The organism is Thiohalophilus sp., from assembly GCF_034521165.1.
GTDB lineage: Bacteria > Pseudomonadota > Gammaproteobacteria > UBA6429 > Thiohalophilaceae > Thiohalophilus.
This window is the reverse complement of the sequence record NZ_JAXHMV010000005.1, coordinates 21,610-45,266: the sequence shown is the minus strand read 5'-3', so window position 1 is coordinate 45,266 and position 23,657 is coordinate 21,610. Positions and strand designations below refer to the sequence as shown.

Sequence of the window (23,657 nt, the reverse complement as noted above, 5' to 3'; positions counted from 1 at the left end):
CGGCAACGCTGGCGGTGATGAGTCCGCCAACCCCGCCGCCGAGAATAACTATATCCTGTTGTGACATTGGTTGATGACTCCCTCAGCAGCGTGTTTGCCAGGCGCGAATCAATGCACTTGCGGCCTGTTCGATCTCATTATGGGTGGTCGGCGCGCCGACGGAAAGACGCACGGCACCTTGCGCGCGATCACGCGTTAAACCCATCGCCCCCAGCACGCCACTGACCGCGTCGCTGTCGGCATGGCAGGCGGAGCCGGTCGAGGCCGCCACCTGCTCCGACGCTTGCGCCAACAGCGCTTTTGCGTCCACGCCGGGGAACGAGACATTCAATGTATTGGGTAACCGGTGTTCGGGATGACCATTGAGTTGCAGATCCGGGATGGCGTCTCGCAATTGCTGGTGCAGGCGATCCCGTTTGTCACGCAGTTCGTTGGACAGTGTGGTCAGCTGTTGGCGCGCGTGTTGCGCGGCCACACCCAGCCCGGCGATATAGGGCACGTTCTCGGTGCCGGTACGCTGTCCCCGCTCCTGGGCGGCGCCGAACAGGAGCGGATTCGGGTGGATCCCTTCTTTTATATAGAGTGCACCGATGCCCTTGGGGGCATAGAACTTGTGCCCGGCCAGGGTCAACAGATCGGCACCCAGCGCGTTCACGTCGACCGGGATCTTGCCCGTCGACTGGGCGGCGTCCACGTGCAGCGGCACGCCGTGCTCATGCGTGATCGCGGCAAGTGCCTCGATGGGCTGGATCGTGCCGACTTCATTGTTGGCGTGCATGATGGAGACCAGTACCGTGTCATCGCGCATGGCCCGGGCGAGATCGCCCGGATCGACCCGACCGAATTCATCGACCGGCAGGAGTGTCAGTTCCCAGCCCTGTTGTTGCAAGTGGTAAAGCGGTTGCAAAACTGACGGATGTTCAATGACACTGCTGATCAAATGACGGCCCTGTGCCTGGCGCGCACAGGCCATGCCCAGGATTGCCAGATTGTTGGCTTCGGAGGCGCTGGCCGTGAAAACAATCCTGTTATGCCGGGTTCCCATCAGATCGGCGACCTGTTGTCGTGCCTGCTCGATCACGGCCCGGGCCTGCTCGCCATAATAATGTGCTGACGAAGGATTGCCGAAGGTTTCGCGAAGGGTTTGGGTAATGATCTGCTGAACGTCGGGATCAACCGGCGTGGTCGCGTTGTAATCCAGATAAACAGGCGTCATGCCCTTACTCTACAGGGTAATCATGTTTATTCCAGTCGATCATCCCGCCCTGGATGACGTGAACATCAGCGAAACCGCGTTGAGCCAGCAGTTGTACGGCTTTGGCGGAACGCTTGTCGGTGCGGCAGATGGTGACGATCGGTGACTCCAGATAATCGTTTAATTCATCCAGGCGTTGTGACAGTTGTTCAACGGGAATATTCAACGCGCCGTGGATGTGTCCCAGTTCCCCGGTAAATTCCTCTTCACTGCGAACATCCAGTACCAGCAGCGTATCATTTTGATCGAGCCGTTGCTTGAGTTGTTCGACGCTTTGCGATGGCCCCCGGCGCAGGCGGCCGATCCAGCGCGGTAAAAACGCCACCAGTACCAGCAACCCGATCGCCAGCAGGATCTTCTGAATCAGCCCTTCCCCGCCGGCGATCGCCTCGCGCCCGGCATAACCCAGGTAGGTGTAGGCCAGCGCGCCGGGGAACATGCAGATAAACGAAGCAATGATGTAATGGGCCAGGTTGATGCGTGTGAGACCCAGCGCGTAATTGAGCAGGTTGAACGGAAACAGCGGCACCAGGCGCACGAAGGCGACAAACCGCCAGCCTTCCTTCTCGACCCCCTGCTTGAGCTGTTTCAGGCGCCCGCCGGTTTTGCGCTCGACCCAGTCGGCGGCCAGGTAGCGGGCGATCAAAAAGGCCAGCGTCGCGCCCAGCGTGGCGCCAATGAGGTTGAACAGCGTCCCCCAGACCGGGCCGAACAGCGCGCCGCCCGCCAGGGTCAGCACCGAGCCGGGCAAAAACAGCACGGCGGCGGCCGCGTAGATCAGGATAAACAGGATCGGCCCGGCCGCGCCGGCACCCTGCAGCCACGCCTCCAGCGCCGCGGCATCGAACTGATCCCGGTAGCTGATGGCAATGCCGATCGCGATAACGAGGATGGCAAACAGGCTCAGACGAATCAGTTTAGTTTTCATTGCCATCACCCCACTGCCGACGATTGATCGCATAGTCGCTGATCTTGCCCTTGAACGGCAGGATCAACATCCCGTTGAGCCAGCTCACCTGTTGCGGCTCGCGATATTTGCGAATACCGATGGTCATGCCGTCGTGACCGCCGCGGGGTTGATCCCGGTAAGTGCCGAACAGCCGATCCCACCACGGCAGGTTGAAACCGAAGTTGCTGTTGGCCTCGTCATCTTCCACCGAATGATGAACCCGGTGCATGTCGGGGGTGACCACGAACCAGCGCAGCACCCGATCCAGTTTCAGCGGCAGACGGATATTGCCGTGGTTAAACATGGCGGTGGCGTTGAGCAACACCTCGAAGATGATCACCGCGATGACCGGCGGCCCCAGTACGATGATGGCGGCGAACTTGATCAGCATGGAGAGAATGATCTCCAGCGGGTGAAAGCGCGCGCCGGTGGTCACATCAAAGTCGAGATCGGCGTGGTGCATGCGGTGCAGACGCCAGAACAGTGGGATGGCATGGACCATGACATGCTGCAGCCAGACCACGAAATCGAGCACGATCACCGAGACCACCACGGCCAGCCAGTACGGCACCTCGACATAGTTGAAAATCCCCCAGCCCTGCTCGCCGGCAAAAAACGCCATGCCGACCGCGGCAGCCGGGAACAACAGACGCAGGACGATCGTATTGAGGGCGACAATCCCCAGGTTACTGCCCCAGCGTACCCCCTTGGACACAGTCAACGCCCGGCGTGGGGCCAGCAGCTCCCACAACCCGATCAGGGCGAGGATGCCGAAAAAGAAACCCAGCCGGATAAGGGGTTCATTGCCCAGAATGAGTTCGTCGATATTCATGACCGCGATTCTCCATTGCCGTTAACGGCGTTTGATTCTTCTGGTTATTGTCTGTCACCAATGGCATGCTATACTGACAAATACAACTTATCAAGTGATTACTTGAATAAAAGACTATTCAGGGTGGTGATGCATGTCAAGCGGCAATTTCAAGCACGATCTCTTCGCCCAGTTCGCCCGGGTCGGCAAGGCCCTGGGGAACGGTAACCGCCTGGAAATCCTGGAATATCTGGCCCAGGGCGAGCGCAGCGTCGAGGCCCTGGCCAACGTCGCCGGGCTGACCGTGGCCAACACCTCCCAGCATCTGCAGCACCTGCGCCAGGCCGGGCTGGTGACCACCCGCAAGGAAGGCCTCAAGGTCTATTATCGGCTGAGCAGCAACGATGTGCTGGATTTGATCGATGCCCTGCGGCGGGTGGCGGAACACCATGTGGCCGAAGTGGAACAGTTGATCAACAGTTACCTGACCGTGAAAGACGATCTGGAGCCGATTCCCCGCGACGAGCTGCTGGCCCGGGCCCGCGACGGCCACGTCACGGTCATCGACGTGCGCCCGCCCGAGGAATACGCCGCCGGCCACCTGCCCGGCGCGGTCAACATTCCCCTGAGTGAGCTGGAACAGCGACTGGCCGAACTGGGTGAGAACCGGGATCAGGAGATCGTCGCCTACTGCCGCGGACCGCATTGCGTGCTGGCCTTCGATGCCGTTGCCCGCCTGCGCGAGAAAGGCCTTAAAGCGCGACGTCTTGAAGACGGCTATCCTGAATGGAAAACCGCCGGTCTGCCGGTGGAAGAACAAACCCAGCCGGAATAGACCCGGGAGAGATTCATGTGGTCAATGCAACAACTTGCGCCAGTATGCCTGATTGCTTTTTATTGTATGGTGGCACCACTGCAGGCCGAACTGAGCCGCGGCGAGGACCCCGACACCGGCCTGCGCCACTGGCACTGGCAGGAGGCGGGCATCTCCTTCAAACTGACCCAGCGTCTGCCGGATCAGACCCGCGCGTTTTTTGCCGCACGCGGCTTTGACAAGAAGACCCGTGAGCGCATTGCGCTGTCCTGTGTATTTCAAAGCGAGTTTCGCAACACCGCCGATAATGATCGTCCGCCGGTCGAATATGATCTGAGCGAATGGCGAGTCCATACCAACGAGGAAACCGGATCGTTAATGGTGCGCGAAACCTGGAAAGAAATCTGGCAACAATACGATCTCCCCGAACCGGCAAAAATTGCCTTTGAATGGGCTCTGCTGCCGACCTATCAGGTTTATGCGGCGCAGGATTATAACTGGGGTATGACCGCCTACGGTCTGCCGCCCGGCACGGAATTCGATCTGGAATTCAGCTGGTCACGTGGCGACAAACAGTATACCCGACGCATCGAAGACATCGAATGCGCGCCCGACATCCATCCTGAACCGGAGTGATTGAGTGTTATGTTGTTAATCCGACCGCTTACCGCGCTGTTTGCACTGAGCCTGTTGTTCACCACGGCCGTTCAGGCCGCTGAAAAACCGAGCCTGATGAAAAACCCGATCCCCGCTCCCGGGTTCACGCTCGAGGACATGGACGGTAATACGCATCGGATGGAAGATTATGCCGGTCGCGTGATGGTGGTGAATTTCTGGGCCACCTGGTGTCCGCCCTGTCGTGAAGAGATGCCCTCCATGAACCGGGCCTGGAAAACACTCAAGCAACATGATATCGCCATGCTGGGGATCAACGTGGGCGAAGATGAAGATACCATCTTCACCTTTACCGGCGATTATCCGGTCAATTTTCCGATCCTGCTGGATCGGGATTCCAGCGTGATTCAGGCATGGCCGGTACGCGGCCTGCCCACCACTTTCGTCGTGGACAAGCAGGGCCAGATTGTTTATCGCGTCATCGGCGGTCGGGAATGGGATGCGCCTGAACTGGTCGATATGCTGATCGAGCTACAAAATCGGTAACCACATGACAATTGTGCAGCCTGTTATTTTTCTCTAAGGCATCAAATCTGTAACACATCAAGGAAGTGGTGGTGACAAAACAAAATACAGATACGCAGCACCAGAACACCGAAACCAACCATCCTGACTGGCACGCCCTGGCCAGTGAGGCCGTCTTTGAACGCCTTGCCAGTACCGAGCAGGGCCTGGACGAGGCCGAAGCACAACAACGACGTGAGCAGTATGGGCTGAATCAGCTGCGGATCCAGCAGGTCGAACCGGCCTGGCGGCGATTGCTCCGTCAGTTCAATAATGTCCTGATCTACGTGCTGCTCGGTGCCGGTATCATTACCCTGCTGCTGGGGCACTGGATCGATAGCGGCGTCATCTTTGGCGTGGTCGTCATCAACGCCCTGATCGGCTTTGTTCAGGAAGGCAAGGCGCAAAAGGCACTGGCCGCCATCCAGCAGTTATTGACCCGCCAGGCCCGGGTCCGCCGTGAAGGACAGATTAAAACAGTCGATGCGACACAGCTGGTACCCGGTGATGTGGTCCTGTTGCAGTCGGGAGACAAGGTACCGGCCGATCTGCGGCTGTTCAAATCGCGCCAACTGCGAATCGACGAGTCACTGCTAACCGGTGAATCGATGGCGTCGGAGAAAAGCCGCGAACCTGACGATCCAAAAAGTTTGCTGGCCGATCGCGCTTCCATGGCCTATTCCGGCACCCTGGTCACCTACGGCCAGGGCCTGGGTGTGGTGGTGGCGATCGGTAACGAGACCGAGGTGGGCCGGATCAGCGATATGCTGCAATCAGTGGAAACACTGACCACGCCATTGCTGCAAAAAATTGCCGAGTTCTCCCGCTGGCTGACCGGGAGCATTCTGGTCATCGCCTCGGCCACCTTTGCCTTTGGTGTGTTAATCAAGGATTACACTGCTGGCGAAATGTTCCTCGCCGCGGTCGGACTGGCCGTCGCCGCCATTCCCGAAGGGCTGCCCGCCATCATGACCATCACCCTGGCCATCGGGGTACAGCGCATGGCACGGCGCAACGCGATCATTCGCCGCCTGCCGGCGGTCGAGACCCTCGGCTCGGTGACCGTGATCTGCTCCGACAAGACCGGCACCCTCACCCAGAATGTCATGATTGCCCGTCACGTGGTGACGGCGGACCGGCAGTATGCGATCAGCGGGGACGGCTATGATCCTCACGGCGAATTTTCTCATAATGAAAAATCCATCGAGGTCGACACCGATCCGGTACTTCAGGAATTGAGTCGTGCCGCCCTGCTCTGTAACGATGCCCGTATCGAAAAACATAACGAGGAATGGCAACTGAGCGGCGATCCGACCGAAGGTGCACTGATTGCCCTGGGAATGAAGACCGGACTCGAGCCGGCGCATCAGAGCGAAGAATGGCCCCGGGATGATGCCATCCCGTTTGAATCCGAACATCGTTTTATGGCGACGCTGCATCACGATCATGCCGGGCACGGCTTTATCTATGTCAAGGGCGCGCCGGAACAGATCCTGTCCATGAGCTCGCATCAACGTACCAATGGCGAGACCACCCCGTTGAATATCCAATACTGGCATGAACAGATGCAGCAACTGGCCGAAGACGGCCAGCGCGTCCTGGCGATCGCCTTTAACACCACCGACAGTGATCATCGCGAGCTGAACTTCAACGATGTGGAAGCCGGTCTGACCCTGCTGGGCATGGTCGGGATCATGGACCCGCCGCGCGATGAAGCGATCGAATCGATTCGCCAGTGCCATTCGGCCGGGATCCGAATCAAGATGATCACCGGCGATCATGCCACCACCGCGCTGTCCATCGCGCGTCAGATGGGGATCGTCGCCGACAACAGCCAGGCCCTGACCGGGGCCGACCTGGATGACAATGATGACGCTGCGCTGCGCCAAATCGTGCGCGACACCGATGTGTTTGCCAGGGTGAATCCGGAACAGAAGTTAAGACTGGTGGAAGCGCTGCAGGCGCAGAATAATGTCGTGGCCATGACCGGCGACGGGGTCAACGACGCCCCGGCATTAAAGCGTGCCGATGTGGGCGTGGCAATGGGCAAAAAAGGCACCGAAGTGGCCCGTGAAGCCGCGGAGATGGTGCTGGCCGACGATAACTTTGCCTCCATCGCCCGGGCCATCGAGGAAGGCCGGATTGTTTATGACAATCTGAAAAAATCGATCATGTTCATTCTGCCCACCAACGGCGGCGAGGCGCTGACCCTGGTGGGTGCCATATTGCTGGGGATGATGCTGCCGATCACGCCGGTACAGATTCTCTGGATCAACATGGTCACCGCCGTCACCCTGGCGCTCTCCCTCGCCTTCGAGCCGGCCGAGGGTCAGGTAATGGCCCGACCACCGCGCGATCCGGCTGAACCGGTCTTTACGCCCTTTTTGATCTGGCGAATCGCGTTTGTCTCGTTAATTCTGGCGGCCGGCACCTTCGGCCTGTTTTTCTGGGAGCGCGGCCAGGGGACCGGCATCGACGAAGCGCGCACCATGGCGGTGAATGTGCTGGTGCTGTTTGAAATGTTTTATCTGTTGAATTCCCGCTTTTTGATCGAAAACTCGCTGACCTGGCGGGTCTTCCTGAACAACCGTTATGTACTTTACGCCATCGGCCTGCTGATCCTGCTGCAGCTCGCCTTTACGTACTGGGGGCCACTGCAGCTGTTGTTCAATACCACAGCGCTGACGCTGGCTGACTGGCTGCGCATCATCCTGATCGCCGCATCCGTATTCTTCATCGTGGAACTGGAAAAGTGGGTTATCCGATACTGGCTGGATCGGAATATTGGCGGCAAGCCGGTACGCTGAATGGCACCGTTTGAAGGAACGAAGTCGATAATCGGAATCCTGACGATCATCGCCCGCTGTTGGCAATCGCGGCGCAGCCGCTCCTACAGTGGGAAGAGGTATTGTTAGTAATGGTGCCCGGGGCCGGAATCGACAAATCCGTCAGGAACGGATTTGGCCGCACTTTAGTGCGCCCGAAGGGGGCGTGCCAGGGATGGCACGCCGCAGCCGGCACGACCGTGCCGGTTCGCCCACTAATAATAAAACTGTTAACAAACCAGCGAAACTCGCTTGAAGGAATGGTGCCCGGGGCCGGAATCGAATCAGATAAGTAAGACATTGAATATATTAAATTATTCAATGTTGCCTATTGCTCACTTACCCCACACTTACCCCGAATAGTCACAATAGAAATAGGGAATCGAACCTGTTCTCGAAAAATAATCTACTCATTTCGTCCCATTGAGTTACATGAGGTGCATACGTTATCGCGTTATTCATTTTTTATAGTCTGCGGAATCCTGCGATTTACAAAAACGTCAATTTTGAACGTTTAATTCAAGTCTCACGAGGTTCATAACGTATCAAACTTTCTCCTGTTAGTAACACACAAGATAGAGATAGGAGATTGAGATGAAAAGTACCTCTCACACATCCCGGCGATTGCTACGCCGGAAAGAAGTTGAAGAACAAACAGGACTGTCTAAAGCTGCCATCTATCGCGGTATTCGCGAAGGTACATTTCCCCAACCGGTATCTTTGGGGCCACGTATGGTGGCCTGGCCCGAGTCGGCCATCAATGAATGGATTGATAATAAGTTGGTGGATTATGACCCTGGGTATCGGGCTGAGAGCCGATGATTATCTGAACAGAGCAATCAACACTGTAAACACTCCGTATTGGTACCGGCTTCATCCCCATCAGGTAAGGTATACTGCTGATCATGCCCTTACCATTGAAGACGGGCACTACCGAACACCTCGATGGTAGAGCAGACATTGGAGCGGCGCAGGTATCACATGGACTTGAGCAACGATTCTTCCGAGCGCATCTCGGGCATTCTTACTCGCAGCAATATCATCAAGGCTCTTCTGCAAGGAGGAGTCATGGGCTCTCAAGGCGGTGTTGATTCTGCGTCTATCTGACAGACTATGTCACGTTGAACGGCAACAAATGTTCTCCCCAGGTTCCGGCGCCGAAGTTACGCATAACAGGCTGGTAATGTTGCGCAGCGGAATTTACAGTCCGCATTGATGTTGTTATTAACCACTGTTTCGCTGAAGAAAGGCAAGGACACTATCCATTAGATGATTTACAGATTTGTAACGATTTTGGCTCGCGGACAGGATATCTTTCTCTGACTGTACGTATTTTGCTGGGCCCAACTCGTCGCGACAATGAGCAACAATCTGTCTTGCTGAGTCAGGTGTTGTTTCAAGATGAAATTGCAAACCGATCACTGACTTACCCAGTTGAAACGCCTGATTCTCGCACCCTTCACTCTTGGCCAGCCGTATCGCACCCGATGGCAAATCAAATGTCTCTCCGTGCCAGTGGAACACAGTTTCTGACGAAGGAAAACTGAAAACGGAGCTATCGGCAGAATCCACTGCATGGATCGGAAACCACCCGATTTCCTTCACAGAACCAGGAAAGACCCTAGCCCCCATTGCACTTGCAATAATCTGGGCACCAAGACAGATCCCCATTACAGGTTTGCCAGACTCGATAATTTCTCGAACAAACTGCTTTTCTGGAATAAGCCAGGGATAAGTATCTACATCATTTACACTCATCGGACCGCCCATGACCACAAGAAAATCGACCAGATTGCTATCCGGCAAGTCGGTTGTGTTAAAGAATTGTGTATGGGTTAACTCGTACCCATTTGTTTTTAACCAGTGCTCAATGCTACCAAGCCCTTCAAAGGGAACATGTTGCAAATAGTGTGCACGCATTCTCTTACCTGTGACGGTTAATAGAAACTAGAAGGAAGTAAGATCTGTTTAATCTTTCTCGAATTTGCAGTTATAAATTGAATTCACGCATTTTTGAGCGATGCCTGCGGGTACCTTCCGATGGACAGAGTTTCGACTTTCCCCGCCTTATGATGGCTTTGATTTGAGCGTGAGTGCGAGTTTGTGCAGGTTGTGGTCGATCATGGGGTAAAATTTTGGATCTAGGTAAATTTCACCTCAAATTTACCCTAAAAGTGTCCTGCCTGTCCAAAACTCCTGGGAACTCTATGGGCTGCGCCGTCTATCATAGTTGAGATAAAATTCTGCAGATGGACACTTCAAGGAGAGGATCATGAGCATCCTTCAACCGGTATGCGTTAGTCATCTGCTGATTGGACGTGCCGAGGCGTATGGACCCAACGGGGAGCCAAGTGCCATCGACAAGCACCCTGTGGCCGGTCCGCTGGCGTTGCGTGCCACCGGTTTTGCCGGCGATCAGCAGGGTGACACCCGTCATCACGGGGGACTCGACAAGGCCATCCACCACTATCCTGCCGAGCACTACACGGCGTGGCGGCGTGCGCTTCCCGAACTGTCTGCCGAACGCTTCAGTATCGGGGGATTTGGCGAGAATGTCAGCTCCCGCGGGATAACCGAACAGAATGTGTGCGTGGGGGATATCTTCGCGTTCGGGTCGGCCACTCTCCAGGTTACCCAGGCACGGCAGCCCTGCTGGAAACTCAATCTGCGTTTCGGCACGCCGCAGATGGCCCGGCGGGTACAGGAAAGTGGCCGTACGGGCTGGTACTATCGCGTGCTGGAGGAAGGAACCGTTGAGACCGGAGAGCCTCTGATCCTGCGTGAGCGGCCTCTCCCGGACTGGCCGCTGGCAAAACTGCTGCACTACCTCTATAGCGAACCGCTGGACAGACGCGCCCTGTGCGCGATCGCGGCGTTGACACCGCTGGCCTCTACCTGGCGGCAGCTGGCCGAGACTCGCCTGCGCACCGGCCAAGTGGAGGCGTGGACGCGCCGCCTTGAGACCCCTGCCCATATGTAGGTCGGGCTTTAGGGGTCCCGGTTTTTCTATTTTTTCAATAACTTAGAGCTTTTTTTTGGGGAAAATCAGTACTACATTTCACCATTTTATGCGGGTTTCCGAGTGCTTTTGGGGAAATCAAATCGTGCAAATATGGCGCCCTCTCCCCGACCCTATTCCTTTATTATTCGAGCCGTCTTGCCCGGTCATGGATACCCTGCAGGATCGCTCCCACCGTGGTATCTGGCACATCGGCCTGGCCTGCTAAAGCTTCCACCTTGGCAAGCGCATCGCCGATCTTGTTCCTCAACGCTTCAAACAAATCATCTATATCCGCATTGCGCAAACCGGCTTTACGCCCGGTCTGATAAAAATGCCGTGGCATGATCTCCTTGACCCGGTAATGATTGTTATCTCCCAACGCCATGGCCAGTCGGACCTTGTGGTCACTGAGCTCGGGATACGGCGCGGCGCTCATCACATCGTAAAGCGGCGTCAGGTAAAAACCGCCTGGGGATAAGAACACCGAGAAATTCTTGGCGTGGCCGTCAATGGCCGCGAGCAGCCAGAAGACGATCTGCGCTTTCATAAACCGCAAACGGTCCTCATAGGGTGCAATCGCACCATTGAGCAGTTGCATGACCTCGACAATGCCGGGGCCGCCGTCACTCTGGTATTTACGAGTGGGCGGCACCCCGAACGCCTGACAAAGATCTTCCTGCGGCAGGCGATACAAAATCCCGTCCTGCCAGCGACGGTCAAAACGCGCCACCACCAGGACCGGATCGCCACCCAATCTCAACACCTCGGCGTGCGCGGCATCGAGACCCAATGCGCGGCAAAATTCCAGACAGGTCCACTCGTTCCACGGCATATCGGAAAAATCTGCACCGTTGGGCCCTTCCTTGAGCGCCGGTTTGAAGATATGCGAGGTTGGTGTCGGACCAAGCGGCAGATGCCATGCCCCGTTCAGACGCAACAAAGCGGTTTTCTCCTGCACCCCGGCCAGCGATACCCGAAACTCATCCTCCTCGCCCTGGATGCCCAGAGGCGATGTCCCAAGAGCAGCAAGCCGCTGCGCGATTTCCTCATCGCTTATTGCTCGTGCGGCCATCGCCGTCGGATCGCCGGGATTCTCCCCCTCGGGCACGAAGCGCAACGCCCCGACACAGTCACGCCCGATGGCCGCCAGCAAGTCAAAGGTGGCACCGCTTTCGGCCTGCTCGCGCGCGGCAATCTTGTCTCGTACCCTCGGATCATCGGGCAGAAGCCCGTCGAAGACACTGCTCACCTGGGCGCCGGACCAAATGCGATCGGACAGCGGCATCGACAGGGAAATCGCAAAGGCCCGCTGCGAACCGAGCCAGTTCGGGTCGTAGCGAAAGGACGTCGATCCATCCGGCGCACGCCGATAAAGACCGACCTGGCTCGTGCCGACATAGACATCCAGATTGCGGGATTGGCGCTTACGGCCCATGGCTAGTAATCCGTCGGATCGAACGCGGCGCTGTGGCGCGGAATGATGGCCAGATCCAGCTCGAGCGCGGCAAGGACCTTGAACACCGTGTCCACCCGCGCGCTCGTTGCCCCATTTTCCATCTCGGAAATCAACGCCTGACGCAGTGAGGCCTTGCGCGCAACATCGACTTGGCGCAGGTTTTTGCCAAGTCTTGCGGCGCGGATAGCCTCGCCAAGTTCTCTGTTATTGCGTACCGCCTTTGTCATGTCTTTTAGCCCTATACGGATATACGTATAATCCCAATTTATACGGTTTTTCAGATATTGTCAAAATATCGCTTTTTCCGTATAAATATAATTTTTACGTTATTGCGTATATTATGGAAAGGGCTACGACCCCTTTTCCCGACCCCTTTTCCCCGGAATGGTCTGGCCTATTCCTACGCGGTGCACTGGCTCTACTACGCGCTGACCGTTTTCATGGCCCGCACGATTGGGCCGACGACGGTCTGGCCGGTCGTGCAAGGGCTTCTCGGTGCCGAATGACCATCGCAATGAAAGCACCCATGCGACCGACTGACGCCGATCACATCAGACACGATCCAGATCAAACCCATGCACGAAAAATCATGTCAAACTGCGCACAAGGATTGCCGCATCGGCAATTCAGGAAATTGTCCCTGTCGGGGCAAACCAACAGCAGGAGACTTCCATGTCCAAAACCGTGCTTCACCTCTTCCACGCTGATCCGGCATCCATTCAAACTGTTCCAGCGCTCGCAGACCGCATCCACGCCACGCCGGACACCGCGCTGGAGGTCTATGTCTTCGGACCTGCTGAGCGGATGCTAACCGATCCCGAAAAGAGCGATTTCAACGATCAGATCGACGCGCTGGTAACGGCGGGAGTCACGGTCACGACCTGCATCGGCATCGCTCAGCAGATCGGCGCTGAGGACGCATTTCGCGCCCGCGGACTGGCGTTGGAATCCGCTGCCACCGCCTTTCCGCGCTTCGCCGCCGAGGGCGCGACAGTCGTAAGCTTCTGAGGCGCTTGATGAAGTTCCACGACACCGTGGAGATGATCAGCCCACCCGGTCGGTGTCACTATGTGAGGCGGCATCGTGTGTGAGCTTCTCGGTCTGTCCAGCAATCTGCCTGCGACCTTGAGGCTGTCGCTGCAACGGCTGGCCGGGCATGCTGCACCGCCGACCTCGATGCGTGACGGCTGGGGGATCGCTTACTATGAGGACACCGATGTCCGGCTGATCAAGGATGCGGAGCCGGCAAATGACAGCGACTGGCTCCGGTTTGTAAGCCAGCACGATCTGCGCAGTCCCATCGTGATGGCGCATATCCGCAAGGCCACGGTCGGTGCGCTGTCCTATCGCAACGCCCAGCCCTTTGTGCGCGAGATGGCGGGCCGGATGCACTGCTTTGCGCATAATGGATGGCTGCCCGGACTTCTCGAAACACCTGCTTTCCAGTCGACCCGCTTTAGCCCTGTCGGCGAGACGGATTCGGAACAGGCCTTCTGTGCCCTGCTCGAAGACCTCGGCGCGCTCTGGGTTCAAGCCGGCGAGATCCCTCCGCTCGAGGCGCGCCTGAACATCGTCACGGCCTTCGCCGCGCGGCTGCGCCAATTTGGCCCGGCGAATTTTCTCTATTCGGATGGCGATGCCCTCTTTGCCCACGGTGACCGGCGCAAGTCGCCCACAACGGGTGAAGTCGTGGCGCCGGGGCTTGTGTATTTGCTGCGCGAATGCCCGCCGAGTGGCGCGACCATCACCGCAAATGGCCTGTCCGTGACCGCCGCCGATCAGGCTGTCGCCCTCGTTGCCAGCGTTCCTTTGAGCGCAGAGCGCTGGCAGGAGATGACCGAAGGGGAGGTCACCGTGTTTCGGGCCGGACGGATCGCAGACAGACGGGTCGCAGGGCCTGCGTGAGTATCGGCACAGCCTGCCCACGGCTGACGAAGCATGTACAGGGTGCCCGCGATCAGACGCCAAAGCTGTCGATATGTATCCGCCCCCGATCAACGCCACGCCGCGCCAGATCGGTCGACAGCGCCCGGAGTAGCATCGGCGGCCCGGCGGCATAGATATCGCGCTCGCCAAGAAGGGTCTCATCTGCGAGGGCATCGACCACGGTGCCTTGCACCTGCGTGAAGCCTTTCGGCAGATCCGCCATCGTCCCCTCTTCGGCGACCAGCACGATCTTCAGCCCCGGCGCGGCGGCTGCAATGGCCGCCAGTTCATCGAGCGCGTAGAACTGCCGAGCCGCGCGCATCCCCCAGATCAGCACCATGTCGCGCTCGGGCTGAAACCGGGCCTGCTGTTCCACAAGCGCGTGGATCGGCGCGAACCCGGTGCCACCCGCCACGAACAAAAGCGGCGCATCCGGCAGAGAGCGCATGGTGAACGCCCCAAGCGGCCCGCGCGCGCAGTATTTCGTCGACCTGCATCTCGTCAAAGGCCCAGTCGGTGAACCGCCCGCCCGCGACGCGACGCAGGTGCAACTCGATCTGACCATCGCCATGCGGCGCATTGGCAATGGAATAGGAGCGCGACAGATGATCCGACCCCGGCTGCCACAGTTCGATATACTGGCCGGGGACGAATTCGCAAAAACACTCCCCTGCCTCGACCGGCGCCAGAACGAGGCGCAGAACATCCGGCGTCATTGACCACCGTCACGTATTCATGGCGCTTTTGAAAGGCGACCTCGTCGATACCCAGATGGGCTAACGCCGGGGTGCCCCGACGGGACAAGCCCCGCTGTACCGCGCGCTGCATGATGCCGTCCACGGCATTCCAGCTCAGTCCCATCTGTCGGCTGACGGCGGAGGCGGTGTTCTCTTTCAACAGCAGAATGACCATCGCCTCAAACAAGACCGTGTAGCGGGCGTTATCTTGTGCCCAGGGGACCTCAATGGTCTGGACGCCATGTTCAGGGCATTGGACACGCGGAACATCGGCTTCAACCTGCGTTTTGAACTGGCAGGTATCCAGGTGCCGCCAACGACGCCGGCGCTTGTCGTAGCGCGGTGTTGGCCTGCCACAGGTCGGGCAACACAATGGTGAATCCGCTTCGAGCTCAATATGAACCTCGACCGTCTTGTCCGGTTCAATGAATTTGATGCCGCTAACAAACCAGGGCGAGGCGATCCCCAGGATCTTTTCATATAACGTCGTTTCATCCATCATCAATTTAACCTGGCAAACCCACTACAATTGGGGAAGAGCCTTTTTATTTAACACCAACCATATTTTAACATCTATTGATGACAAGTTAATTATCGCTGCCACAGAATATGCGCATCTTCCAGGGGTACCGCCACACCGTTGTGCTGAGGTATAATCCGCGCCGTGTAATCGGTTGCCGGACGTGTTACTGGCACCTGTGCATGATAGGCATAACCGTTTATTGCACCGACCAGCTCTCTCACTGGTTTCATTTCCACTCTTTCCGGTACGCTGCTGTCGATGCCATTGGCAAAAAGCTCGACCCGCACGGCCGCGGGATTGAGGTCATCGAGATACACCTGAACTTCAAAACCATGCTGTCCACTCTCCGTTACAAGCGTCATTTCGCCGAAGCGCAGCGCTGACCATTGTTGTTCTAACGTCTGCCGCCAATTTACCAACTCCACACCGATTGCGCCTTTATCGACCGCCCGCGCACGGTAGGCGGTGGCCGCCGGGAGGTAGTGTTGCTCGGTGTATTCGCACACCGCGCGGTTGGTGGAAAATCGTGGTGTTAGGCGCGCCATGCTTTCACGCATGCGCGCCACCCAGGCGGTAGGCACACCTTGTGCATCACGCGAATAAAATTCCGGAATCACTTCATTTTCAAGTAAGTCGTAAAGGGCTTCTGCATCGCGTGCATCCCACTCCGGGTTATCGCCATGTTCCTGACCATCGCCCAGCGCCCAGCCTACTTCGGGCGTATAGGCTTCCGCCCACCAACCATCCAGTACCGATAGATTAATGCCACCATTGACGAGTACCTTCATACCGCTGGTGCCACAGGCTTCCCACGGGCGTTGCGGTGTATTGAGCCAGACATCGACACCCTGCACCATATGGCCAGTCAAATGCATATCGTAATCACTGAGGAAAATAATGTGCGGGCGCGCCTCGGACCGCTGGATGAAATGCGTCCATTGTTGAATGAGCGCACGGCCCACCTCGTCTGCCGGATGCGCCTTGCCAGCCATAATGAGTTGTACCGGGCGTTGCGGATTCGTTAACAGTCGCAACAGTCGTTCAGGGTCATGCAGTAGTAAGTTCGGTCTTTTGTAACTGGCGAAGCGGCGGGCAAAACCCAGCGTCAATGTATTGGGATCAAACAAATGCTTCGCGGTGGCAACAGTTTCAGGTGACATTCCACAGGCTGCCTGTTGCCGGGATAGGCGTTCACGCACATAGTCAACAAATGACCGGCTGGCGGCGAGGCGAAATTGCCAGAGTTGGTTATCGGGGACCTGACGCATGTCCTGCTCCAGCGTTTCTGTTGCACCGAGCCAGCGATCTTTACCGCAGACTTTAGTCCATAGATCATCTGATGCCGCTGAGTCCCAGGTCGGCATATGCACTCCGTTGGTCACGTGGCCGACTGGCACTTCATCTGTTGGCCAGTGCGCAAACAGCGGCTCAAATAAATGTCGGCTAATTCGGCCATGCAGACTGCTCACGCCATTCACCGCGCCGCTGCCGCGTATTGCCAGATAGGCCATGTTAAAAGGTTCAGAACTGTCATGGGGATTTTGCCGGCCCAGGGCCAGCAAATCGTGGCGGGTAATACCCAATCTCTGTTCAGCATAACCACCGAGGTATCGCTCAATCAGCGCTGGCACGAAACGGTCAAAGCCGGCGGCCACTGCCGTGTGGGTGGTGAACAGGTTGCCCGCGCGTGTTACGGCCAGTGCTTCGGCGAAGGTTTTGCCGTTTTCCTCCATAAAACTGCGGGCACGTTCAAGCACGGCGAAGGCGGCATGCCCTTCATTCAAATGACAGACTTCCGGTTGAATGCCAAGTGCGGTCAGTAATCGCCAGCCGCCAATGCCGAGCAGTAGTTCCTGCTTGAGACGCAACTCCGATCCACCGCCATACAGCTCACTGGTAATGCCGCGATGCGCGGGGTAGTTCGCTGCGTCATTGCTGTCCAGCAGGTAGAGTTGCACGCGACCCACCTGAACCTGCCAGGCGCGCAACCACACCGAGTAACCTGGCAGTGCAATCTCCAGGCGTAACCACTCGCCGTTTGCTTTACGTAAGGGGGTGATCGGCAACTGACCGGGATCGTTATACGGAAACAAAGCCTGTTGGGCACCATCCTTGTCGATCACCTGGCGAAAATAACCTTGCTGGTACAGCAGTCCTACACCGATAACCGGGACACCCAAATCGCTGGCGGCCTTGAGTTGATCGCCCGCGACATTGCCCAGCCCCCCCGAGTAGATGGGCAATGCTTCACTCAACATAAATTCCATACTGAAATAGGCAACACAGCTCAACGCTGATTGCGGGTGGGCTTGCTGAAACCATGCGGGAGCCTCTGCCGCATCCCGCCTGGCCTGCACCAGTTCATTAATGTGTTTGCGGAAAGTGGGATCGGCTAAAACATCCTGGAGTTTCTCACGCGAGGCTGTCTGTAACACGACCCAGGGATTTTGAGTCAGCTCCCAGAGTACAGGATCCAGCTGTCGCCACACCTGGTCGGTGGCATGATTCCACGTCGAACGCATATCCAGAGCGAGCTCGGCCAGGGTATCGAAACCCTCTACGTCCCTGGATATAAGACGCTGCTTCGGGTGATGAATGCCTGCTTGTTCGCTCATGGCTTCCTCTTCATGTTGTTACAGATGCAGTCCAGAAGAACTTTTGCATGACCATTCATTTCCACATGACGTTGACGTTTGCCTTTGCTGCCGCAGCGAGAAGATCGATCAGAGGCATAGCACGATGAGCCATACTGACTTCCGGCTCATCGTCATCCTTGTCGTTATTTTTAGTCTTAAGTGGCGCTGAGACTTTTTCTGCTTCGATAGCGGCCGTTAACTGACTCAGGGCCGCAGGGACATCGGCCGCCAGAATCGCACCGGGCACCGTTGCACTATGTCCCATCATTTTCAGCAGGGCAAGTGCGTCATTGCCAAACATTGTAATATCAGCATAGGCATCGGTCGTAAATGTCACCAACATGGTCTTCATCTCGTTCAAATAATCAGTCTTCGTTTGTGCATGCCACTGAATAAATACGGTTCCTCTCGCGGATCGGTGCACGGAGAAACGCGTTAATAGTTGAAAAGCATGAGCCTCATCAGGTACTTAGAAGTTGCGAAGCTAACTAGGTATCTGGGAGGAGACTCATGCTTGTTGAAAGTTTGATTAAAGAGACGGTGGAATTGCAAGGATTTCGTGTGGTGATGGTACAGAAAACAGGGCATGGACTGGAGGCGACGCTGACCGCTGACAGGCGTTTTACGCCTTGCTGCGGCGCCTGTGGCAAGCCCGCCGCCTACCGCGACACTCGCGCTGTTCGTCGTTTTCGCCACGTGCCGCTGTGGGGTATTGATGTACAGCTGCTCTATGCCCCGCGCCGCGTGAGCTGCAAGCAATGTGATGGGATCCATGTCGAAGCGATGCCCTGGGTCTCGGGGCAGCGGCGCTTTACCCGAGCGCTGATGGTGACATTGGCTACATGGGCACGGGTGTTGACCTGGAAGCAGGTGGCGGCTCTGTTTCGCTGTTCGTGGTGCACCGTGGAAGCGGCGGTTGATGAGGCGGTCGCCTATGGCCTTGCCCACCGAGACCTTTCGCAGGTGACCCACATTGGCATTGATGAGATCTCTCGCAAGCGTGGGCATGTGTATGTCACTAACGTCTATGACCTTAAGAGCCGACAGTTGCTGTGGAGCGGTGAGGGCCGTGCCAAAGAGACGCTGGAAGGCTTCTTTGACTGGTTTGGCGAAGCACATACCGAACAGCTTGAGGGTGTCTGCTGCGATATGTGGCAGCCCTACGCTGATGTGGTCAAGACCAAGGCGCCCAAGGCGATTCTGGTGTTCGACAAGTTTCATATCGTTCAGCATTTGACCAAGGCCGTGGACCAGGTAAGACGTGATGAGATCCGGGAAAAGGGCCAGGAGCACAAAGCTCTGATGAGCAAGACCCGGTACATCTGGTTGAAGAATCCCTGGAACCTCACCGACAAGCAGCAGGCTCGGTTATCGGAACTCGAACATCTGAATCTCAAGATCAATCGTGCCTACCTGCTCAAAGAGAGCTTTCGTGAATTCTGGACCTACACCTACGCCGGTTGGGCTGAACGCTACCTGAACAATTGGTTCTGGTGGGCAACCCATTCACGCCTCAAGCCGATGCGTGAATTTGCCTGGATGCTTCGGCGCCATCAGGATGACCTGATGAATTATTTCAGGATGCCCATCCACAACGGCACTGTGGAAGGGCTGAATAACAAGGCAAAGGTGATAAGCCATAAGGCTTATGGATTTCGTTCAGCAAAGAGCTATATTCGGAATCTATATCACTGCATGGCAGGGCTATCCTTACCCAAAACCGTGCATACATTTGCGTGACGAACCATAAATACGCAGGCCATTTCTGCACAGTTATTCGAGTTGCGTTGCGGATATCATGGCCTTGCTTCATCTGTGTGTGCCTATGTCAGCACATTGCTTTTTCCATAATGCAATCAAGCAGGTCGCGCCAGGAGTTTGCGAAGGATTGCGTACCCTCGCATTGGAGTTGGGCAGCAAGTGCAGCAGAGTCCACACCTGCACGCGTAAACTCGTTGAGCACCGCTTCGGCATCACCGCCATCCACCGGCAAACTGCCCTTTACTGCACCATGGTCGGCAAAGGCGAGCAGCGTTTTTTCGGGCATGGTATTGATGGTATCGGCTGCAGCAAGCGCACTTATATATAGTATATCGGATGCGGCTGGATCCTTTGTCCCGGTACTGGCCCATAACAGGCGTTGTTGCCGTGCACCGGCCTTAGCAAGCTTTTGCCAACGCGGCGTAGCCAACAGATCACGATAAGCCTGATAAGTGTGCATGGCGATGGCGATGCCGAGACGATTGCGCAGCGCATCAGGAACCTTGTCTTTAATCGCCACATCCCAACGACTGATAAAAATCGATGCCACGCAAGCCACATTAGGATCGAGATCGGCCGCAATGCGCCGTTCGATGCCACGCATATACGCCTCGGCGGCGGCGATATAGTGCTCGCGTGAGAACAACAAGGTCACATTTACCGGCACGCCAGCGAAGATCGTCTCTTCAATGGCGGCAAGACCTTCGCGGGTACCGGGTATCTTAATATAGAGATTCGAACGCCCGGCGCGTGCATGCAGTTGCGCAGCTGCCTGAATCGTCCCTGCCGTATCAGCCGCCAGCAAAGGTGAGACTTCCAGCGAAACCCAGCCGTCGACGCCGCCAGTGGCTGAGTGAATCGGACGGAACAGATCCGCAGCGGCAGTCAGGTCTTCCAGTGCCAGCTCGAAAAAAAGCGCTTCACCGGACTTGCTGGCAAGTGTTTTCTGGCGGATGGCATCATCATAAAAATCCGTGTTTCTAATAGCCTGATCGAAAATAGTGGGATTGGAGGTAAGGCCTGTTACGGCAAGCTCCTTGATGTAACGCTGTAGCGTACCACTGCTCAGCAGCCCGCGCGTGATGTTGTCGAGCCAGAGGCTCTGACCGAGATCGCGCAGACACTGTGTGGTCATCATTTCATCTCCTGTAAATAAGCAACAACGGCACAGCCATAATGTAACAAGGTGGGAAGATACGGGTAAAGTGATATGCTCCGGCGCATTTTCAACGCTGCCAGAATCCGCCGCTTGTCATCAGCTATGACGTAGTACTGTCGATAGATTTGCCAACCTTCTCTGCGGAGCCTTCTTTTTCACATCCACTAAGACTCATGATAAGAGTTGATGTGCGTAATTTTGTTGATTATGTATTTTAGATACTCAACTGGCGATAATTATTTCTCGCAAGATCAATTACTCATGAGCAGCCCTACTCCCACTCAGACAAGCATTCGTTGATATCGGTTTACCTTTCGGTCCCAAGCCACGCCTCATCCTAGCCCATCTGAATGCTGAGGCTATTAAATGCCAGTCGCCCGTCATTGAGGTTGAAAAATCATTGACCGCATTCGTTAAACGCCTCGGGCTCATAGGCAATGGACGCGATATTCGCACCATCAAGGACACCGTGGCGGTGCCGGCATGGCCCTACAAGCCCAAAAACAAGGCCAAGGCCGAGGTCGGCGTGCAGGTGGTCGAGCGCTGGATCATGGCCGCCCTGCGCCATGAGATCTTCTTTAGCCTCAAGCAGCTCAACCAGCGCCCTTTCAAGAAACTGCCTGGCCGATCCTGGAGCTGGAGCACGTGCTCAACGGCTGACCTGCGCGCTTACGCGCCAGGTGAGAACCGCTTTGGTCTCAACCCGAAGGGCGAAACCGCATAGGCCGCAGCCTGCCCCAGCCGCTCCGGTAGGCTCAAGCCGCCTACACGGTGCGGCTGACTACGTTTGTCGCCAGGCAGTGACATATTGCATCCATCATCTGTCCGGCAGATAAACACCTGCAGGAGGGGCTTTCAGTCGTAACTCAACTCGTAGGATGGGTGAAACCCGCCCTACGCCTCTGGGTGGAGCTATTTATTTCAACGGCCTGTCGCCGTGTATCCTTTTAAACTAACCTCAACCAATTCTGCAATGAAATTAGTGAATGGAATAATATTCTGCTGCACGCTGGCTTCTTCCAACGCGGCCATATACGCCTCCCGCTGTTCAACAGGTATCACCGTCCAGGGATAACCACCGGAACCCAGCATCAGATTCATCAGGAATCGCCCCATACGCCCGTTACCGTCCATGTAAGGATGAATATAAACAAAAACAAAATGGCCGAGTACCACCCTGACCGACGCCTCGGGTTCTTCCTTGATGAGTTCAAACAAAGTCGGCAGCATATCCCGGACCGCGTCATGCCCCGGTGGCACATGCTTTGAAGCGCGAATATAGACCTGATTATTCCGATAACCGGCCAGATCCGCCGGTCGCAAGATACCGGCGGTAATACCGGGAGCAAACATCTCCCGGTACCAGCTACCGTGTTCTTCTTCGGCCACGAGGCCCGCGTTCTCGCCAGCCAGTACCCGGGCAAGACTGTTGTATACGGCACGATAGGCCTGCCAGTAACCGCGTGCCGCCATCGCATCGCGCTGTTCGCGATCCGCTTCATGACTATCCGGGTTCCAGTTCCCGCTGCGGACGCGTTCAATCAGCGCCGAACTGACTCGATAACCCTCAATCGACAGTGAATGATAGGCATCCGTGACATAAATCTCCTCGACTTTGGCAAGATAATCATCCGGGTATTCCGGCAAACCGGGAGGCGCCGGGAAACGCGCCATCACCGGCTCGCGCATCGATTGCCACAACAAATGCAGCCGGTTTACCTGCGGTGAAACTACACGTGTGGAAAACGTGATACCACTATCATTTTCAAAGGGATCGTCCTCACGAATGGTATATCCCGCTGCGCGCATGGTGTTAACAATATCATCCGCCAGCCGTTTCCGCCCGATGTTGCGAAGTGCGCCGGCCAACCGGCCGGCAATGGTGCTGTGTCCCCCTTCAAGCAGGCGTTCCAGAAGCTCGGAGGCATCCCTGACCATGGCCAGTGCCGTCCGGGCTTCTGTTGGATACTGGCGATAAAATGCCGATGCGCAGGCGATCAGGGCGGCCGATAATGCGTAGAGCCTTAAGCCATTAACCTGAACAATATCCTTCTCCCCGGGCATGGCCGCTCGAACCGCAAGCAGGGATGTCTCATGCGGCAGCGCCATCACTTTGTTCCCCCCTTTCGGGGTTCGCACCAGAAGCTGAGCCGGTACCGTGCGATTCCCCGAATGCAGCAACAGCGACTGCTCCGGCGACAAGCACCAGTTGTCATCAAAACGCTCACCCAGATACGCCGCGCAGAACTCCCAGAACGCGGCATACCAGGACGTACTTTCACCCGCCGGTTCATCGGGCCGGGCCGGGATATACCAGCCTTTCATGACCTCTTGCAGAAAGCCGTTGTTGAGCAGCCGTTCCCGATGGGTCCGCGTCAGATCCCCCGAGCGGATGGCGACTACCCCTTCCCGTTGTAGTTTCCTTAATATTTCCAGGGATTCTGTAAGTTTTTCAGATGGCGAAGCCATAATACTGTCCGGTTTCAGAGGGATTGTTCGGTTTTAGTGTTGCGCTTTTGTTAGTTTATTAAGTAGTAGCATATTTAGGTTATTACGTCGAGTCATTATTAGGTTATTCTGTACTGTTCATTTCCCGCACAAAACTGTCGTGTAAGTGCCACTCGG

At 56.4% G+C, this 23,657-nt stretch carries 23 protein-coding genes; 10 read left to right on the top strand and 13 right to left on the bottom strand.

From position 1 onward, the window contains the following. Positions 1–82: 82 nt before the first annotated feature. Genes U5K34_RS04140 through U5K34_RS04130 form a run of 3 tightly spaced genes read right to left on the bottom strand, consistent with a single transcriptional unit; the run spans position 83 to position 3,036 of the window. Positions 83–1,216, bottom strand: coding sequence for a cysteine desulfurase family protein (locus U5K34_RS04140; protein ID WP_322567231.1), 1,134 nt, complete (start codon positions 1,214–1,216; stop codon positions 83–85). A 4-nt stretch (positions 1,217–1,220) separates the two neighbouring features. Then, on the bottom strand, positions 1,221–2,183 hold the full coding sequence (locus tag U5K34_RS04135; RefSeq protein ID WP_322567230.1) for a VTT domain-containing protein: 963 nt from the start codon (positions 2,181–2,183) through the stop codon (positions 1,221–1,223). Further along, a complete protein-coding gene (locus tag U5K34_RS04130) occupies positions 2,173–3,036 on the bottom strand; it encodes a sterol desaturase family protein (RefSeq protein WP_322567229.1) in 864 nt (287 codons plus the stop codon). Before U5K34_RS04130 ends, U5K34_RS04135 begins: the two co-directional genes overlap by 11 nt. A 133-nt stretch (positions 3,037–3,169) precedes the next feature. On the opposite strand from U5K34_RS04130, the gene U5K34_RS04125 reads away from it, so the two are divergent. From U5K34_RS04125 to U5K34_RS04105, 5 genes are all read left to right on the top strand, one after another. Beyond that, complete coding sequence (locus U5K34_RS04125; protein ID WP_322567228.1) at positions 3,170–3,850, top strand: metalloregulator ArsR/SmtB family transcription factor; 681 nt, start codon at positions 3,170–3,172, stop codon at positions 3,848–3,850. 66 nt (positions 3,851–3,916) lie between these two features. After that, the gene (locus U5K34_RS04120) at positions 3,917–4,465 is read left to right on the top strand and encodes a hypothetical protein (RefSeq protein ID WP_322567227.1); all 549 of its coding nucleotides are present in this window, start codon (positions 3,917–3,919) and stop codon (positions 4,463–4,465) included. Positions 4,466–4,474: 9 nt separating this feature from the next. Further along, a complete protein-coding gene (locus U5K34_RS04115; protein ID WP_322567226.1) occupies positions 4,475–4,990 on the top strand; it encodes a TlpA disulfide reductase family protein in 516 nt (171 codons plus the stop codon). Positions 4,991–5,061: 71 nt separating this feature from the next. Then, positions 5,062–7,815, top strand: a complete 2,754-nt coding sequence (locus tag U5K34_RS04110; RefSeq protein WP_322567225.1) for a cation-transporting P-type ATPase — start codon at positions 5,062–5,064, stop codon at positions 7,813–7,815. Between the two features lie 612 nt (positions 7,816–8,427). Beyond that, positions 8,428–8,655, top strand: a complete 228-nt coding sequence (locus U5K34_RS04105) for an AlpA family transcriptional regulator (RefSeq protein ID WP_322567224.1) — start codon at positions 8,428–8,430, stop codon at positions 8,653–8,655. 402 nt (positions 8,656–9,057) lie between these two features. Here U5K34_RS04105 and U5K34_RS04100 read toward each other — a convergent pair whose 3' ends face one another. Beyond that, positions 9,058–9,753 (bottom strand): type 1 glutamine amidotransferase, encoded by a 696-nt coding sequence (locus U5K34_RS04100; protein ID WP_322567223.1) that lies wholly within the window; start codon positions 9,751–9,753, stop codon positions 9,058–9,060. Positions 9,754–10,105: 352 nt separating this feature from the next. Between U5K34_RS04100 and U5K34_RS04095 the strand changes: the two genes are divergently transcribed. Next, positions 10,106–10,813 carry an MOSC domain-containing protein gene (locus U5K34_RS04095; protein ID WP_322567222.1) on the top strand — a complete coding sequence of 236 codons (708 nt, stop codon included), beginning with the start codon at positions 10,106–10,108 and terminating at the stop codon, positions 10,811–10,813. 163 nt (positions 10,814–10,976) lie between these two features. Here U5K34_RS04095 and U5K34_RS04090 read toward each other — a convergent pair whose 3' ends face one another. Together U5K34_RS04090 and U5K34_RS04085 are read right to left on the bottom strand one after the other, a co-directional pair. Then, on the bottom strand, positions 10,977–12,269 hold the full coding sequence (locus U5K34_RS04090) for a type II toxin-antitoxin system HipA family toxin (protein ID WP_322567221.1): 1,293 nt from the start codon (positions 12,267–12,269) through the stop codon (positions 10,977–10,979). 2 nt (positions 12,270–12,271) lie between these two features. After that, positions 12,272–12,517: a helix-turn-helix transcriptional regulator gene (locus U5K34_RS04085; RefSeq protein ID WP_322567220.1), complete on the bottom strand. Its 246-nt coding sequence runs from the start codon at positions 12,515–12,517 to the stop codon at positions 12,272–12,274. Positions 12,518–12,962: 445 nt separating this feature from the next. Here U5K34_RS04085 and U5K34_RS04080 point away from each other — a divergent pair, with 445 nt between their 5' ends. Together U5K34_RS04080 and U5K34_RS04075 are read left to right on the top strand one after the other, a co-directional pair. Next, positions 12,963–13,298, top strand: a complete 336-nt coding sequence (locus U5K34_RS04080; RefSeq protein WP_322567219.1) for a hypothetical protein — start codon at positions 12,963–12,965, stop codon at positions 13,296–13,298. Between the two features lie 75 nt (positions 13,299–13,373). Continuing rightward, positions 13,374–14,195: a class II glutamine amidotransferase gene (locus tag U5K34_RS04075; protein WP_322567218.1), complete on the top strand. Its 822-nt coding sequence runs from the start codon at positions 13,374–13,376 to the stop codon at positions 14,193–14,195. 52 nt (positions 14,196–14,247) lie between these two features. On the opposite strand, the gene U5K34_RS04070 is transcribed toward U5K34_RS04075, so the two are convergent. The 5 genes from U5K34_RS04070 to U5K34_RS04055 all read right to left on the bottom strand — a co-directional run bounded on the left by U5K34_RS04070 (position 14,248) and on the right by U5K34_RS04055 (position 18,455). Beyond that, complete coding sequence (locus U5K34_RS04070) at positions 14,248–14,592, bottom strand: hypothetical protein (RefSeq protein WP_416224017.1); 345 nt, start codon at positions 14,590–14,592, stop codon at positions 14,248–14,250. Continuing rightward, the gene (locus U5K34_RS16010) at positions 14,504–14,821 is read right to left on the bottom strand and encodes an FAD-binding oxidoreductase (protein ID WP_416224019.1); all 318 of its coding nucleotides are present in this window, start codon (positions 14,819–14,821) and stop codon (positions 14,504–14,506) included. The genes U5K34_RS04070 and U5K34_RS16010 overlap by 89 nt, the downstream gene beginning before the upstream one ends. Next, positions 14,718–15,455: a helix-turn-helix domain-containing protein gene (locus U5K34_RS04065; RefSeq protein WP_322567216.1), complete on the bottom strand. Its 738-nt coding sequence runs from the start codon at positions 15,453–15,455 to the stop codon at positions 14,718–14,720. Before U5K34_RS04065 ends, U5K34_RS16010 begins: the two co-directional genes overlap by 104 nt. A gap of 89 nt (positions 15,456–15,544) precedes the next feature. Beyond that, the gene (glgP, locus tag U5K34_RS04060; protein WP_322567215.1) at positions 15,545–18,091 is read right to left on the bottom strand and encodes an alpha-glucan family phosphorylase; all 2,547 of its coding nucleotides are present in this window, start codon (positions 18,089–18,091) and stop codon (positions 15,545–15,547) included. A gap of 55 nt (positions 18,092–18,146) precedes the next feature. Then, positions 18,147–18,455 carry a DUF1840 domain-containing protein gene (locus U5K34_RS04055; RefSeq protein WP_322567214.1) on the bottom strand — a complete coding sequence of 103 codons (309 nt, stop codon included), beginning with the start codon at positions 18,453–18,455 and terminating at the stop codon, positions 18,147–18,149. Positions 18,456–18,622: 167 nt separating this feature from the next. Between U5K34_RS04055 and U5K34_RS04050 the strand changes: the two genes are divergently transcribed. Continuing rightward, positions 18,623–19,852: an ISL3 family transposase gene (locus U5K34_RS04050; RefSeq protein WP_322567213.1), complete on the top strand. Its 1,230-nt coding sequence runs from the start codon at positions 18,623–18,625 to the stop codon at positions 19,850–19,852. 88 nt (positions 19,853–19,940) lie between these two features. Here U5K34_RS04050 and tal read toward each other — a convergent pair whose 3' ends face one another. After that, positions 19,941–21,011: a transaldolase gene (gene tal, locus U5K34_RS04045; RefSeq protein WP_322567212.1), complete on the bottom strand. Its 1,071-nt coding sequence runs from the start codon at positions 21,009–21,011 to the stop codon at positions 19,941–19,943. Positions 21,012–21,432: 421 nt separating this feature from the next. Between tal and U5K34_RS16005 the strand changes: the two genes are divergently transcribed. After that, positions 21,433–21,756 carry a hypothetical protein gene (locus U5K34_RS16005; RefSeq protein ID WP_416224020.1) on the top strand — a complete coding sequence of 108 codons (324 nt, stop codon included), beginning with the start codon at positions 21,433–21,435 and terminating at the stop codon, positions 21,754–21,756. A 197-nt stretch (positions 21,757–21,953) separates the two neighbouring features. Here U5K34_RS16005 and U5K34_RS04035 read toward each other — a convergent pair whose 3' ends face one another. After that, positions 21,954–23,501 carry a Fic family protein gene (locus U5K34_RS04035; protein ID WP_322567211.1) on the bottom strand — a complete coding sequence of 516 codons (1,548 nt, stop codon included), beginning with the start codon at positions 23,499–23,501 and terminating at the stop codon, positions 21,954–21,956. Between the last annotated feature and the right edge of the window lie 156 nt (positions 23,502–23,657).

Coding starts and splice junctions, on each gene's coding strand:
- U5K34_RS04090 (WP_322567221.1), bottom strand. CDS start 12,269: ATGGGCCGTAAGCGCCAATCCCGCAATCTGGATGTCTATGTCGGCACG.
- U5K34_RS04035 (WP_322567211.1), bottom strand. CDS start 23,501: ATGGCTTCGCCATCTGAAAAACTTACAGAATCCCTGGAAATATTAAGG.
- U5K34_RS04140 (WP_322567231.1), bottom strand. CDS start 1,216: ATGACGCCTGTTTATCTGGATTACAACGCGACCACGCCGGTTGATCCC.
- U5K34_RS04100 (WP_322567223.1), bottom strand. CDS start 9,753: ATGCGTGCACACTATTTGCAACATGTTCCCTTTGAAGGGCTTGGTAGC.
- U5K34_RS04055 (WP_322567214.1), bottom strand. CDS start 18,455: ATGTTGGTGACATTTACGACCGATGCCTATGCTGATATTACAATGTTT.
- U5K34_RS04095 (WP_322567222.1), top strand. CDS start 10,106: ATGAGCATCCTTCAACCGGTATGCGTTAGTCATCTGCTGATTGGACGT.
- U5K34_RS04135 (WP_322567230.1), bottom strand. CDS start 2,183: ATGAAAACTAAACTGATTCGTCTGAGCCTGTTTGCCATCCTCGTTATC.
- U5K34_RS04120 (WP_322567227.1), top strand. CDS start 3,917: ATGGTGGCACCACTGCAGGCCGAACTGAGCCGCGGCGAGGACCCCGAC.
- U5K34_RS04080 (WP_322567219.1), top strand. CDS start 12,963: ATGTCCAAAACCGTGCTTCACCTCTTCCACGCTGATCCGGCATCCATT.
- U5K34_RS04115 (WP_322567226.1), top strand. CDS start 4,475: ATGTTGTTAATCCGACCGCTTACCGCGCTGTTTGCACTGAGCCTGTTG.
- U5K34_RS04125 (WP_322567228.1), top strand. CDS start 3,170: ATGTCAAGCGGCAATTTCAAGCACGATCTCTTCGCCCAGTTCGCCCGG.
- U5K34_RS04105 (WP_322567224.1), top strand. CDS start 8,428: ATGAAAAGTACCTCTCACACATCCCGGCGATTGCTACGCCGGAAAGAA.
- glgP (WP_322567215.1), bottom strand. CDS start 18,091: ATGAGCGAACAAGCAGGCATTCATCACCCGAAGCAGCGTCTTATATCC.
- U5K34_RS04065 (WP_322567216.1), bottom strand. CDS start 15,455: ATGATGGATGAAACGACGTTATATGAAAAGATCCTGGGGATCGCCTCG.
- tal (WP_322567212.1), bottom strand. CDS start 21,011: ATGATGACCACACAGTGTCTGCGCGATCTCGGTCAGAGCCTCTGGCTC.
- U5K34_RS04130 (WP_322567229.1), bottom strand. CDS start 3,036: ATGAATATCGACGAACTCATTCTGGGCAATGAACCCCTTATCCGGCTG.
- U5K34_RS04050 (WP_322567213.1), top strand. CDS start 18,623: ATGCTTGTTGAAAGTTTGATTAAAGAGACGGTGGAATTGCAAGGATTT.
- U5K34_RS04085 (WP_322567220.1), bottom strand. CDS start 12,517: ATGACAAAGGCGGTACGCAATAACAGAGAACTTGGCGAGGCTATCCGC.